Source organism: Williamsia deligens (assembly GCF_024171765.1).
In the GTDB taxonomy this organism is placed as follows: Bacteria; Actinomycetota; Actinomycetes; order Mycobacteriales; family Mycobacteriaceae; genus Williamsia_A; species Williamsia_A deligens.
The window spans coordinates 16,484-29,339 of the sequence record NZ_JAMTCI010000003.1 but is presented as its reverse complement, the minus strand read 5'-3'; the positions used below and the strand labels follow the sequence as shown (position 1 = coordinate 29,339).

Sequence of the window (12,856 nt, the reverse complement as noted above, 5' to 3'; positions counted from 1 at the left end):
CCGGGTACGTGATCCCCGCGGCCGGGACCCCACCGCACGCCGACCCCGGCGGCGTCACGGTGGTCCTCGTCGCCCACGGCAGCAGAGATCCGCGCTTCGCGGTGACCGCGCGTCGTCTCCGTGACTCCGTGCGGGTCGCCCTCGCTGCGTCGGCCCCGGGTCCGTCGTCCCCGGGTCCGTCGACCGTTGTGGAACTGGCCTACCTCGACTTCGGCACCCCGACCGTCGCCGAGATGCTGGGCGGCCTCGACGGCGAGGTCGTCGTGGTGCCGTTGCTGCTCGGGGACGCGTTCCACAACCGCGTCGACCTGCCGGGGATCATCGCCGACACCGCCCGTCCCGGCCTCCGGGTACACCACACCCCCGTGCTGGCGGACCCGTCGCTCACCGATGCACTCGTCGACCGTCTCGACGAGGTGGGCACACGCCCGGGCGACGGCGTGCTGATGGCCGCCGTCGGCGCATCCGATCCCGACGCCGACGCCCGGACCGCCGATCGCGCAGCCGATCTCGAGGACCGCCTACGACGACGCGGACACCCGGTCCCCGTGACGGTGGGCTTCGCGACGCGGACCGCGAGCGTCGAGGCCGCCGCGGACGACCTCCTGGTGCGGGGGTGCCGGCGTCTCGTCGTGGCACCGTGGTTCCTGGCCGCGGGGACCCTGACCGACCGGCTCGAACGAACACTCGACAGCCGGGATCCACCCGTCGTCTGGGTGACCGCCGGCCCGCTGGGTGCGCACGCCGCCGTCGTCGACGTGGTCGTCGCGCGCGTCCGGGACGCCCTGGATGTCCACCTCACCCGGTCGTCGGGGAACTCTCCGGGAAGCCTCAGCTGATCGGGAGGACATTCTCGGCACCCTCTCAGGTGCGCGGCGGACGGTGGTCTGCATGGACGAACAGCCGCTCCCGCACCGTCACCAGCAGCCCGAGAACTGGGATCACCCCGCGTCGACGCCCGGTGCGTCCGACCCCACCCAGCGGATCCCGTTCTCGCCGTACGCCCCTCCCCCGGCGCCGACCGCGGCCCCGACGGCCCATCGCCGCCGCACCGCGCCGGTGGTCGTCGCCGTCGTCGCGGCCGGACTGCTCGGGGGCGGTCTGGGCGCCGGCGGTGTGGCTCTGCTCGACCACGGCTCGTCCGCGGCCCCGGCAGCTCTGACGGCGCAGACGGCATCGGCGACCGTCACATCCGCGTCACCCGGGTCCATCCCGTTCGCGGCGCAGGTGGCGTCGAAGTCGACCGCCGACATCACGGTCACCGGCCAGTCCGGCGAGGCGGTGGGCAGCGGGATCATCCTGACGCGGGACGGCTACGTGCTCACCAACAATCACGTGGTCTCCGGCGTCGGGCAGGGCGGTCGGATCCAGGTGACACTCCCCGACGGATCGACCCACTCGGCGAGCGTCCGCGGGGTCGCGCCGTCGTACGACCTGGCCGTCGTGAAGGTCGAGGGCGTCTCGAACCTGACCCCCGCTGTCCTCGGACAGTCGTCGGGCGTCCAGGTCGGACAGCAGGTGGTGGCGGTCGGCAGTCCCGAGAACCTCTCCAACACGGTCACATCCGGGATCGTCAGCAACCTCAGTCGCACGGTCACCGCCTCCGACGACAGCGGTCAGGCCGTCGCCGTCTACAACGGACTGCAGACCGACACACCCATCAACCCGGGCAACTCCGGTGGGCCGCTGGTCAACCTGCAGGGACAGGTCGTCGGCGTGAACTCCGCCGTGGACACCGGCCAGGCGTCGCAGGGCGGCGTGCAGGCCTTCGGTCTCGGCTTCGCGATCCCCGTCGACACGGCACGACGCGTCGCCGACCAACTCATGCAGGACGGCTCGGCGACGAAACCCGTTCTCGGGGTGAGCGGATCACTGCAGGACAGCTCGGGCGCATCGGTGACCGGCGCCCAGATCACCGGCGTGACCTCCGGGGGTGCGGCCGCCCGAGCCGGCATCGCCCGGGGCGACGTCATCACCAAGGTCGCCGGGACGCCCATCGGCAACTACGCCGACCTCATGGCGCAGGTCCTGACACACCAACCGGGACAGTCGATCCCGCTCACCGTCACGTCAGGGGGCTCCACGAAGACGGTGACCGTGACCCTGGGCAGCGCAAAAGACACCGAGACCACCACGGTGCCGGCCCGCGAACAGCAGCAGCAACAGCAACAGCAGGAGTCACCGTTCGGTGGCGACTCCCCGTTCGGGGGATTCCCGTTCGGCCAGTGACGATCAGCCGGCGATCGCCGGGACCCTCGTCGCCCGCACGAAGACGTCGTCGCCCTCGGACAGACCGAGAGCGGCGGCGTCTCCGCGTGTGATCTGGGCGTGGAACTCGTCCCCGGTCGCGGCATTGGTGAGCTCGACACGCACCTCGAACCCGAGGTGGACGACACGGACGACCGTCGCCTTGAAGACGCCCGTCTCCGCACCAACGGGGTCGACGTCACCGAATGCGAGGTCCGGTGTGCGCCCGAGGCGGAGGTCGTGGGGACGCACCAGGTCTCCGTTGATGCGCGCCACCGAGCCGAGGAACGACATCACGAACTCGTTGGCCGGGCGGTCGTAGAGATCGTCGGGGCTGCCCACCTGCTCGATACGACCCTTGTTCAGGACGGCGATCTTGTCGGCCACGTCGAGAGCCTCCTGCTGGTCGTGCGTGACGAGGACCGTCGTGACGTGGACCTCGTCGTGCAGACGACGCAGCCAGCGACGCAGGTCCTCACGCACCTTCGCGTCCAGGGCACCGAACGGCTCGTCGAGGAGGAGCACCTCGGGGTCGACGGCGAGGGCCCGCGCCAAGGCCATGCGCTGACGCTGTCCGCCGGACAGCTGGGCGGGATAGCGGGTCTGGAAGCCCGCCAGTCCGACCACCTCGAGGAGGTCGTCGACCTTGCGGGCGACCTCCGCCTTGGGGCGCTTGCGGATCTTCAGCCCGAACGCGACGTTCTCCCGCACCGTCATGTGTTTGAAGGCGGCGTAGTGCTGGAACACGAACCCGATCTCGCGACGCTGCGGCGACAGGCGGGTCACGTCGGCGCCGTTGATGGACACCACACCGGAGTCGAGTTCGTCGAGACCGGCGATGGCCCGCAGGAGGGTCGACTTCCCGGACCCGGACGGTCCGAGCAGCGCCGTGAGGGAGCCCTTCGGGATGTCCAATGAAACGTCGTCGAGTGCGGCGAAGTCGCCGTACCGCTTGTTGGCGTTGATCACCGAGATCGTCATCGTGCGTACTCCTTCTCGCCGGGCGCGGACCCGGGTGGTGTGGACAGTTCGGTCGCGTCGTCGGTGGTCTCGTCCCGGCGGGCCGTCCGACTCGGTCTGCGGGTGGACCCGCGGCGCTCGACAAGGGTCATCGCGACGAGGACCAGCAGTGCGATGAGCATGAGCAGGGTGGCGGCCGCGTAGGCGCCGTACTCGTTGTAGTCGTCGGTGTACCGGGAGGACACGAGCAACGTCAGCGTCTGTGAGATGCCGGGGTACCCCGACGAGACGATGATGACGGCCCCGTACTCGCCGAGGCTGCGGGCAACGGTGAGCACGATCCCGTAGGTGAGCCCCCAGCGGATCGCCGGCAGGGTGATCCGCCGGAACGTGACCCACCCCGTGGCCCCGAGCGTCGCGGCCGCCTCCTCCTGCTCCGTGCCGATCTCCCGGAGCACCGGTTCGACCTCGCGGACGACGAACGGCAGCGTGACGAAGATGGTGGCGAGCACCATGCCGGGCAGGCCGAATATCACCCGGAAGCCGAGTGACTCGATCCCGCCGAACCACCCGCCGTACCCCCACAGCAGGACGAGGGAGACACCGACGACCACCGGCGACACGGCGAACGGCAGGTCGATGATCGCCTGCACGATCCCGCGGCCCGGGAACCGGCCGCGCACGAGCGCCACGGCGGTCGCCACACCGAAGACGACGTTGAGCGGGACCACGATGACGACGATCAGCAGGCTCAGTTGGAGGGCGGAGATCGCCGCGGGGGTGGTGATCCAGTCCCAGAACTGGACGATGCCGTGCTCGAAGGAGCGCCAGAAGATTAGTGCCACCGGCACCACCAGCAGCACGAGCAGATAGAGCAGCGCGACGGTGCGCAGTCCGAGTCGCGCGAACGGGGAGACCCTCACGAGTCGACCCCCTCGCGTCGGGCACCGCGACGACCCACGATGCGCAGGACGAACAGGACGGCGAACGCGATCAGCAGCAGCACCACCGACACCGCCGACGCGTCGACAGGCGCGTCGACCTCGAGCTGTTGCTGGATGTACTGCGACGCGACCTGGGTGTCGTTCGGGATGTTGCCGCCGATGAGCACCACGGACCCGAACTCCCCGATCGCCCGGGTGAAGGCCAACCCCGCACCGGTGAGGACGGCAGGCGCGAGCGACGGGAAGATGATCCGCCACCACGTCGTCCAGTTCGACGCACCCAGCGACGCCGCGGCCTCCTCGACCTCGCGGTCGACCTCGATGAGCACCGGCTGCACCTGGCGCACGACGAACGGCAGCGTCACGAAGGCGAGCGCGATGACGAGAGCGGGCTTGGTCGCGTTCAGACGGATGTCGATGGGGCTGTCCGGCCCGTAGAGCGACAGCAGGACGAGGCTGGCCACGATGGTCGGCAGCGCGAACGGCAGGTCGATCAGGGCGTTGACGATCTTCTTGCCGGGGAACTCGTCGCGGACGAGCACCCACGCGATCACCGTCCCCATCACCACGTTGATCAGGGCCACGACGATCGACACGAGGACGGTGACCTCGATCGCCCCGACGGCGGCGTCGGCGGAGATGGCGTCCCAGAAGCCGCTCCACCCGTCGTCGAACGACTTCACGGTGATCGCGGCCAACGGCAGCAGCACGATCACGGTCAGCCAGAGACCGGCCACGCCCACCCCGAGCGGGGTGGTGCCGACGCGGCGGCGCCCGGCGGTGCGCACCACCTGCGCCGGGGGTGTGGGATCGACCTGCACCGTGCTCATGACCGGCCTCCGGCGTCGTAGATCGCACTGATGGCGCCCGAGGTGCCGAAGAGCTCGGTGTCGACGGCCTTCCAGCCCGTGGTGGCCGGTGCGCCGGTGCGCTGCGCAGCACTCGCGCCGAGGACCCTGCCCAGGTCCGAGATCGTCCACAGCTTGTCGATCCGGCCGGGGAACTCCGCGGCCGTGGCCGCGATCACCGACGGCGTCACCGGACGGAATCCCTGGCGCGCCCACACGCGCTGCCCCTCGTCGCTGAAGAGGAAGTCGACGAACTGTCGGGCCGACGCCTTCTCCGTGCTGGTCGACACGATCGCGACGGGGTTCTCGATCTTGAACGTCTGCGGGGGGATGACGTAGTCGATGCGCTGCGAGGGCGGGGCGGAGTCGTTCTTGCGGGCCAGCATGATGGCCTCGTTCTCGTAGCTGATGAGGACGTCGCCCTGTCCCTGTTCGAACGTGGTCGTCGCCTCGCGACCCGACTTGGGGTTGACGCGGATGTGTCCCGACACGAGTCGTCGGATGTAATCCAGACCCGCGTCCATGTTCCGCCCGCCGCCGCTCTCGGCGGCGAACGGGGCCAACAGGTTCCACTTCGCCGACCCCGAACTGCCGGGATTCGGCGTCACCACCTCGACGCCCGGGCGGAGCAGGTCACCCCAGTCGCGGATGTTCTTCGGGTTGCCCTTGCGCACCACCAACGCCACCACCGACCCGAACGGCGTGCTGTTGTTCGGGAACTGCTTCTTCCAGTCGTCGTCCACCACACCGGCTTTCACCAGACGCGTGACGTCGGGTTCGACGGAGAAGTTGACGATGTCGGCGGGGACCCGACGGGCCACCTTCCGGGACTGGTCACCGGATGCCCCGTAGGACTGGGAGAAACCGATGTCGCGGCCGGCCGGTGTGCTCCGGAACGCCGGGATGACGGCGTCGAAACCCGGTTTGGGTGTCGCGTAGGCGACGAGGTCGAGATGGTGGGAGCCGCTGGAGATGTCGATGCCACCCGGCACGTCCGTCGAACCCGCGCCGCACGCCGAGACGCACAGCGTCGTCACCACGCCCAGGACGAGCGCGAGCAGCCCCACACCGCGCGAGCGGGTGGACGCGCGGACGACGACTGACGGGAACACGGAGGACCTCTCGGGGACGGCACCGGCGGGGACGCGCACGCCCCGTGGGGATCGACGTGCGGACGACGACGGTCAGCGACAGAGTGCGTCCGTGACGCAGCGGTACTCCACCGCGAACAGCGCGAGGGCGAGCGGACTGCGCTGCCACACCGGATCGGTCACAGCGCGGAGATTATCAGCCCTCGCGGCGCGTCCACGACGCGCGCGAGACCGCCCTGACCTGCGTCACAGCGTGATCAGCCAGGCGATGACGACCAGCGCGATGAGTGCGATCAGCGCGATGGTCACACGGGATCGGACCATGTCAGCCCTCCCCGGAGTCGTCGGCGACAGGGCGGCGACCGAACGCGACATCCAGGACGACGCTGACCAGCGCGTTGAGCGCCACCGCCACGATGACCGCCGCGGGGACGAGCACCGCCAGGCTCACCAGCAGCTGCGGGAGGAACGAGAGGCCGGTCAGCCACGCCTCCACGCCGTCCCACCAGGTCCGGATGCCGTTCACCCGGTCACCCTAGCGCGCGGACTTTAAATCATCCTGAGCGCAACCCGACTCGCCGACCCGCAGAGGTGTCGGTGTGTTCGCGTGCGAACACACCGTCGGCTCGCGATGATGGTCCGATGACTTCCACGCCGGGTTCGCACGAGATCCCCGACCACGCCGTCGACGCACCGTCGGGTCCACCGGTCCCGGCGCCGCCCGCCCTGGGCGTCGTCGAGCAGAGCGCGGCCGTGCACGGCGGCACCGGGACCCTCGCCGACGCCAACTCGTTCACCCCGGCGACGGCCACCCGCAACGTCTTCCCGCCGATCGACGACTACGCCTTCCTGTCCGACTGCGAGACCAACTGCCTCATCGCCCGCAACGGCTCGGTGGAGTGGCTGTGTGTCCCCCGCCCGGACTCGCCGAGCGTCTTCGGTGCCGTCCTCGACCGGTCCGCCGGTCACTTCAAGCTGGCTCCCTACGGTGTGAACGTCCCCGTGGACCGTCGCTACCTCCCCGGCAGTCTGATGGTGGAGACCACGTGGCAGACGGACACGGGGTGGATCATCGTCCGCGACGCGCTGGTGATGGGGCCGTGGCACGACAACGACCGACGGTCCCGGACCCACAAGCGCACCCCCACCGACTGGGATGCCGAGCACATCCTCCTGCGTACCGTCCGCTGCGTCAGCGGGACCGTCGAGGTGGCGATGAGCTGCGAACCGGCGTTCGACTACCACCGCGGGACGACGACGTGGGAGTACTCCGGGCCCGCCTACTCCGAGGCGATCGCCACCGCGTCGGGGACGACGCATCCCGCGCCGACGCTGAAACTCACAACCAACTTCAAGCTCGGCCTCGAGGGACGCGAGGCGCGCGCTCGCAGCCGACTCACCGAGGGCGACAACCGGTTCATCGCCCTGAGCTGGTCGCCGCAGCCCGCCCCGCAGAACTGGGAGGAGGCGGCGCAGAAGATGTGGGCCACCTCGGAGTCGTGGCGGCAGTGGATCAACATCGGCTCGTTCCCCGACCACCCGTGGCGCGGTCACCTCCAGCGCAGTGCGCTGACACTCAAGGGACTCACCTACTCCCCCACGGGGGCACTCCTCGCCGCGGCGACCACGTCGCTGCCGGAGACCCCGGGCGGAGAACGCAACTGGGACTACCGCTATGCCTGGGTCCGCGACTCCACCTTCGCCCTCTGGGGTCTCTACACCCTCGGTCTCGATCGCGAGGCCGACGACTTCTTCTCGTTCATCGCCGACGTGTCGGGGGTGACGAACGGCGAACACCATCCGCTGCAGGTGATGTACGGCGTCGGCGGTGAGCGCGAGCTCGAGGAGGAGGAACTGCTCCATCTCTCCGGGTACGACGGTGCCCGGCCGGTCCGCATCGGCAACGGCGCGTACAACCAGTCACAGCACGACATCTGGGGCACCATGCTCGACTCGGTGTACCTCAACACCAAGTCGAACGACACCATCTCCGAGACGCTGTGGCCGGTGCTGAAGGCGCAGGTCGAGGAGGCGATCAAGCACTGGCACAAGCCCGATCGCGGCATCTGGGAGGTGCGTGGCGAGCCACAGCACTTCACCTCGTCGAAGGTCATGTGCTGGATCGCGCTCGACCGTGGCGCGCGCCTGGCCACGATGCACGGTGAGAAGTCGTACGCGAAGACGTGGGCGGAGAAGGCCGACGAGATCAAGGAGGACATCCTCGCCCACGGCGTCAACGAGCGTGGGGTGTTCACCCAGCGATACGGCAGCGATGCCCTCGACGCGTCACTGTTGCTGGTGCCGCTGCTGCGTTTCCTGCCCTCCGAGGACGAGCGCGTCCGCAACACGGTCCTCGCCATCGCCGACGAGCTGACCGAGAACGGACTCGTGCTGCGTTACCGCGTGGAGGAGACCGACGACGGATTGTCCGGCGAGGAGGGCACGTTCACGATCTGTTCGTTCTGGTTGGTGTCCGCGCTGGTCGAGATCGGCGAGCTGACGCGGGCCAAGCACCTGTGCGAACGGTTGCTGAGCTATTCCAGCCCGTTGAAGCTCTACGCGGAGGAGATCGACCACCGCACCGGGCGCCACCTCGGCAACTTCCCGCAGGCGTTCACACATCTGGCGCTGATCAACGCCGTCATGCACGTGATCCGCGCCGAGGAGGCACACGCCCACGGTGGAGGGTTCATCCCCGCCAACACCTGACCACCCATCTGGTGGACAGCGGGCACCGTCTGTTGGGCAGCAGGAACCGTCTGTTGGGCAGCAGGAACCGTCTGGTGGGCGGTCGGGACTCACATGCGGTGTCCGCGGAGGGCCAGAGCGCTCTCGATCTTCGCCATCTCCGCGGACGGGTTGTCGGACAACGCCGCGGCGGTCGTGCGCAGCGGGATCCAGCCGCGCCGGCGGAGACCGTTGTCCCGCCGAGCATCGTGCGCCCTCTGCTCGTCGCTCGAGTGGAACTCGACACCGTCGTAGTCGACGCCGATCTTGTAGCGCCGATAGCCCAGGTCGAAGCGCCCGATCAGTGCACCGCACTCGTCGAACACCTCGATCTGACTGTCCGGTCGCGGCAGTCCGCGTCGGTGCATGATGAGACGTGTCCAGCTCTCGCCGGGGGATTCGGCGGCGGGATCGATCAAGCCCACCAGTTCGCGCAGCTGACGGACACCGGCGGTGTGGGTGTGGTCGCGGGTGTAGGCCCACAGCGCACTGATGTCGAGCGGAACGGTCCGCGCCATGTCGTCGAGATGGCCGAGAGCGAGGAGATCAGGCCGACGGCGGCCGAGGTCGAAGGCGGTGCGCACCGGGCTCGTCACAGGCATCCCCGCCCTGTCGACGATGTCGCCGGGACCGAGCTGATCCGTCCGCATGATGCGGACGCCGGGACGCCGCCGCCCCTGACCACGGAGATCGCGGATGATCTCCACGTCGCCGTCGAGAACCGGATACGCGACACCGTGCAGGAACTGCGCACTCAACCCCGCGACGACCGATCCCGGTCCCGCGCTGAGGTGTCCGGCGCGGATCCGATCGGTGTGGGTCAGGGCGACCCGGGGGTCGGCGAACACACCGCGGTGCAGTCGGACCATGTCACGGCGCGCGGTGCGATCAGCCCGGCCCGTCGTCGTGAGGTGGTCGGGGTGCTCGGTGTGTGACAGCTCGGCGTAGCCCATATCGATCGGACGCACGTGACAGCCGGACGGTTCCACCTGCACGCCAGATCCGCTCCGGCCGCCCAACAGGCGGTTCCTGGCGCCCAACAGACGGGTGGGGCGCGGGGTCAGTCGAGGCGCCAGGGCTCGTAGGCCCGGGGGTCACCGATGGGTTCGAGGTGGATGGTGACGTGCAGGTGGTCGAGCGTCCCGACGAGGTCGCGCTCGACCTTCTCGACGAGGTCGTGCCCACGCTGGACCGACCACTCGCCGGGAACGAGCATGTGCAGCTGCAGGAATCGCTCGTGGCCGGCCTCACGGGTCCGGACGTCGTGGAAGTCGACGTGGTCCGCGCGGTAGCGGTCGAGCACGGCGTCCAGCGCCGCGCGGTCGTCGTCGGGGAGCGCCGTGTCCATCAGCCCCGCACCCGATCGCCACACCAGGCGACCACCCACGACGAGGATGTTCACGGCGACAGCGATGGCGACGAGCGGGTCGAGCGGCAGCCATCCGGTCACCGCGACGAGGACGACCCCGACGATCACACCGCCCGTGGTCCACACGTCGGTCAGCAGGTGTTTGCCGTCGGCCTCGAGCGTCAACGACCGGTGCGCGCGCCCGACGCGCACGAGCAGCGCACCCACGAGAGCGTTGATGACGGTGGCGGCCACCGAGATCCCCAGGCCGAGTCCCACGGACTCGAGTCCGCTCGGGTGGAGCAACCGGTCCACCGCCGCCACGATGATCAGCGCGGAGGCCACCACGATCATGGCGCCCTCGAACACCGCCGAGAAGTACTCGGCCTTCGTGTGTCCGAAGTTGTGGTCGGCGTCGGCGGGACGCGACGCCACCCGCAGCGCGATGAACGCACCCACCGCGGCGACCACGTTCACCATCGACTCCGCCGCGTCGGACAGCAGGCCCACCGATCCCGACACCCGCCAGGCGACGATCTTCAGCGCGATGACGACGATCGACGCGACGATGCTGAGCACCGCGTACCGCGTGAGGTCCGCGCGCACACCCGGCGCGGCGACGGTCTGGTCGTCGGCGGTCACGACGCCGCTGCGGCCAGACCGCGGCGCGCGAGCAGCGGTTCGATACGAGCCGGGCGCCCCAGCAACCTCTGGTGGGCAGCGATCGGGTCGACGCTGTCCCCCCGCGACAGGGTCGTGTCGGCGAATTCCCGTCCCGCCGCGCGACTGAGCCCGCCACGCTCGGTGAACCACAGCTCGGTCTCCGCGTCGAGGATCTCCGACCAGATGTAGGAGTAGTAGCCGGCCGCGTACCCGCCACCGAAGATGTGGTTGAAGTACCCGGTGCGGTAGCGCGGCGGGATGAGGTCGCTCCCGACACCGGCCTGCGCGAGAGCCCGTTGCTCGAACGCCTCCACGTCGTCGATGACGCCGGATGCGGCGTCCTCGACGGTCACCCGGTGCCAGGCGAGGTCGAGGACCGCCGCGGCCAGGTATTCGATGGTGCTGTGGGCGCTCTCGGTGGCCGTGGCCGCGCGCGCGGCGTCGGCGAGGTCGGCGGGCATCGGCGCCCCGGTGACGTGGTGGCGGGCATAGTTACCCAGCACCGACGGGTGCAGTGCCCACATCTCGTTGACCTGTGAGGGGAACTCCACGAAGTCACGCGGCACCGACGTCCCCGACTGGGACGGGTACCGCACCGTCGACAGGAGTCCGTGCAGGGCATGGCCGAACTCGTGGAACAGCGTGGTGAGCTGGTCGAAATCGAGCAGGCAGGGCTCACCCGCCTGCGGCTTGGTGAAGTTGCAGACGTTGACCACGACCGGCTGCGCTCCGAGCAGCTGCGACTGGTCGACGACGTTGTTCATCCATGCGCCACCACGTTTGCTGCGACGGGCGTAGTAGTCGCCGAGGTACAGCCCGACCGACACGCCACCGTCGTCGAACACCTCCCACACACGGACGTCGGGGTGGTACCCGGCGAGATCTGCGCGCGGGACGAATCGGAGACCGTAGAGCTGCCCCGCGGCATGGAACACCCCGTCCCGCAGCACAGTCTCGAGGTCGCAGTAGTCGGTGAAGTCGTCCAGGGAGACAGCGGAGGTCGCGCGACGGTCCTGCGCCAACCAGTACGTCAGGTCCGCCGCCCCGATCTCCTCGCCGGCGAGAGCGCGCAGGCGGGTCAGCTCGCGTCCTCCGGCACGCATCGCCGCGCTGACGAGGTCGCGCAGCACCGTCTCGACCGCCTCGGCGTCCGGGGCCGTCTGCTCGGCGATCTCGTACTCGGCGTGGTCGCGGTAGCCGAGGAGGCGCGCACGGCGTGCACGCAGGCCGACGATCTCGGTGACGATGTCGCGGGTGTCGAAGTCGCCGCCCCGTGTTCCGCGCGACGTCGACGCGGCGAAAACCGTTGCGCGCGTGTCGGGGTCGGTGAGAGAGGTCAGCACCGACTGGCTCGTCGGGAGCTCCAGGGTGATGAGGTACCCGTCGTCGCGTCCGGCGTCGCGGGCCGCATCGCGTGCGGCCGCGACAGCGGATGCCGACAACCCGTCGAGGGATGCGGCGTCGGTGACGTGCACGGCAGCGGCGTTGCTCTCGTCGAGGACGTGCTGGGAGAACATGGTCGTCAGCACCGACAGACGCGACGAGATCTCCCGCATCTGCCGTTGACCGTCGTCGTCGAGGCCCGCGCCGGACCGGACGGACTCACGGAAACGCTTCTCCAGCAGGCGCAGTGATGCCTCGTCGAGGTCGAGCTCGGCGCGACGGTCGTGCAGGTCGGCGATCTTCGCGAACAGTCGCGGATCGAGCGCGATGGTGCTCGCGTGCTCCGACAGGCGCGGCGCGAGGTCGGTCGCGATGCGGTTGCGCTCGGGGGTGCTGTCCGCGCCGACGAGGTTGAAGAAGATCCCGGCCGCGCGGGCCAGGTCCTGTCCGGATCGTTCGAGCGCCTCGACGACGCCGGCGAAGGTCACCGGCGACTGGTCGGCGGCGATGACGTCGACCTCGCGGAGGTGGGTCGCCATCGCCTGCTCGAACGCGGGGACGAAGTCGTCGTCGGCGATGGAGGCGAAGTCGGGCAGACCGTGCGGCAGGGAGCTGTGCGCGAGAACAGGATTCGTCGCCACGGGC

11 protein-coding genes are annotated in these 12,856 nt (G+C 69.7%); 3 read left to right on the top strand and 8 right to left on the bottom strand.

The annotated features are described in order from the left end of the window. Nucleotides 1-8: 8 nt before the first annotated feature. Nucleotides 9-839 carry a sirohydrochlorin chelatase gene (locus LX14_RS21005; RefSeq protein ID WP_253648632.1) on the top strand — a complete coding sequence of 277 codons (831 nt, stop codon included), beginning with the start codon at nucleotides 9-11 and terminating at the stop codon, nucleotides 837-839. A gap of 52 nt (nucleotides 840-891) precedes the next feature. Further along, nucleotides 892-2,229, top strand: a complete 1,338-nt coding sequence (locus LX14_RS17350; RefSeq protein WP_253648631.1) for a S1C family serine protease — start codon at nucleotides 892-894, stop codon at nucleotides 2,227-2,229. A 3-nt stretch (nucleotides 2,230-2,232) separates the two neighbouring features. Here LX14_RS17350 and LX14_RS17345 read toward each other — a convergent pair whose 3' ends face one another. From LX14_RS17345 to LX14_RS17325, 5 genes are all read right to left on the bottom strand, one after another. Beyond that, nucleotides 2,233-3,228: a sulfate/molybdate ABC transporter ATP-binding protein gene (locus LX14_RS17345; protein ID WP_253648630.1), complete on the bottom strand. Its 996-nt coding sequence runs from the start codon at nucleotides 3,226-3,228 to the stop codon at nucleotides 2,233-2,235. After that, entirely contained in the window at nucleotides 3,225-4,130 is a 906-nt protein-coding gene (gene cysW, locus LX14_RS17340) for a sulfate ABC transporter permease subunit CysW (protein ID WP_253648629.1), read from the bottom strand. The genes LX14_RS17345 and cysW overlap by 4 nt, the downstream gene beginning before the upstream one ends. Then, on the bottom strand, nucleotides 4,127-4,981 hold the full coding sequence (gene cysT, locus LX14_RS17335; protein ID WP_253648628.1) for a sulfate ABC transporter permease subunit CysT: 855 nt from the start codon (nucleotides 4,979-4,981) through the stop codon (nucleotides 4,127-4,129). Before cysT ends, cysW begins: the two co-directional genes overlap by 4 nt. Then, entirely contained in the window at nucleotides 4,978-6,111 is a 1,134-nt protein-coding gene (locus LX14_RS17330) for a sulfate ABC transporter substrate-binding protein (protein ID WP_372505427.1), read from the bottom strand. Before LX14_RS17330 ends, cysT begins: the two co-directional genes overlap by 4 nt. A 304-nt stretch (nucleotides 6,112-6,415) precedes the next feature. Next, a complete protein-coding gene (locus LX14_RS17325; protein ID WP_253648627.1) occupies nucleotides 6,416-6,616 on the bottom strand; it encodes a hypothetical protein in 201 nt (66 codons plus the stop codon). A 116-nt stretch (nucleotides 6,617-6,732) separates the two neighbouring features. On the opposite strand from LX14_RS17325, the gene LX14_RS17320 reads away from it, so the two are divergent. Continuing rightward, complete coding sequence (locus LX14_RS17320; RefSeq protein ID WP_253648626.1) at nucleotides 6,733-8,799, top strand: glycoside hydrolase family 15 protein; 2,067 nt, start codon at nucleotides 6,733-6,735, stop codon at nucleotides 8,797-8,799. 89 nt (nucleotides 8,800-8,888) lie between these two features. Here the strand turns inward: LX14_RS17320 and LX14_RS17315 are convergent, their stop codons facing one another. The 3 genes from LX14_RS17315 to LX14_RS17305 all read right to left on the bottom strand — a co-directional run bounded on the left by LX14_RS17315 (nucleotide 8,889) and on the right by LX14_RS17305 (nucleotide 12,852). Continuing rightward, nucleotides 8,889-9,785, bottom strand: a complete 897-nt coding sequence (locus tag LX14_RS17315; protein ID WP_253648625.1) for a hypothetical protein — start codon at nucleotides 9,783-9,785, stop codon at nucleotides 8,889-8,891. A gap of 92 nt (nucleotides 9,786-9,877) precedes the next feature. Then, nucleotides 9,878-10,807, bottom strand: coding sequence for a cation diffusion facilitator family transporter (locus LX14_RS17310; protein WP_253648624.1), 930 nt, complete (start codon nucleotides 10,805-10,807; stop codon nucleotides 9,878-9,880). After that, entirely contained in the window at nucleotides 10,804-12,852 is a 2,049-nt protein-coding gene (locus LX14_RS17305) for a M3 family metallopeptidase (RefSeq protein ID WP_253648623.1), read from the bottom strand. The genes LX14_RS17310 and LX14_RS17305 overlap by 4 nt, the downstream gene beginning before the upstream one ends. Nucleotides 12,853-12,856 lie beyond the last annotated feature (4 nt).

Excerpts from the sequence above, each read along its gene's own strand:
- LX14_RS17320 (WP_253648626.1), top strand. The coding sequence starts at position 6,733 with ATGACTTCCACGCCGGGTTCGCACGAGATCCCCGACCACGCCGTCGAC.
- LX14_RS17350 (WP_253648631.1), top strand. The coding sequence starts at position 892 with ATGGACGAACAGCCGCTCCCGCACCGTCACCAGCAGCCCGAGAACTGG.
- LX14_RS17345 (WP_253648630.1), bottom strand. The coding sequence starts at position 3,228 with ATGACGATCTCGGTGATCAACGCCAACAAGCGGTACGGCGACTTCGCC.
- cysT (WP_253648628.1), bottom strand. The coding sequence starts at position 4,981 with ATGAGCACGGTGCAGGTCGATCCCACACCCCCGGCGCAGGTGGTGCGC.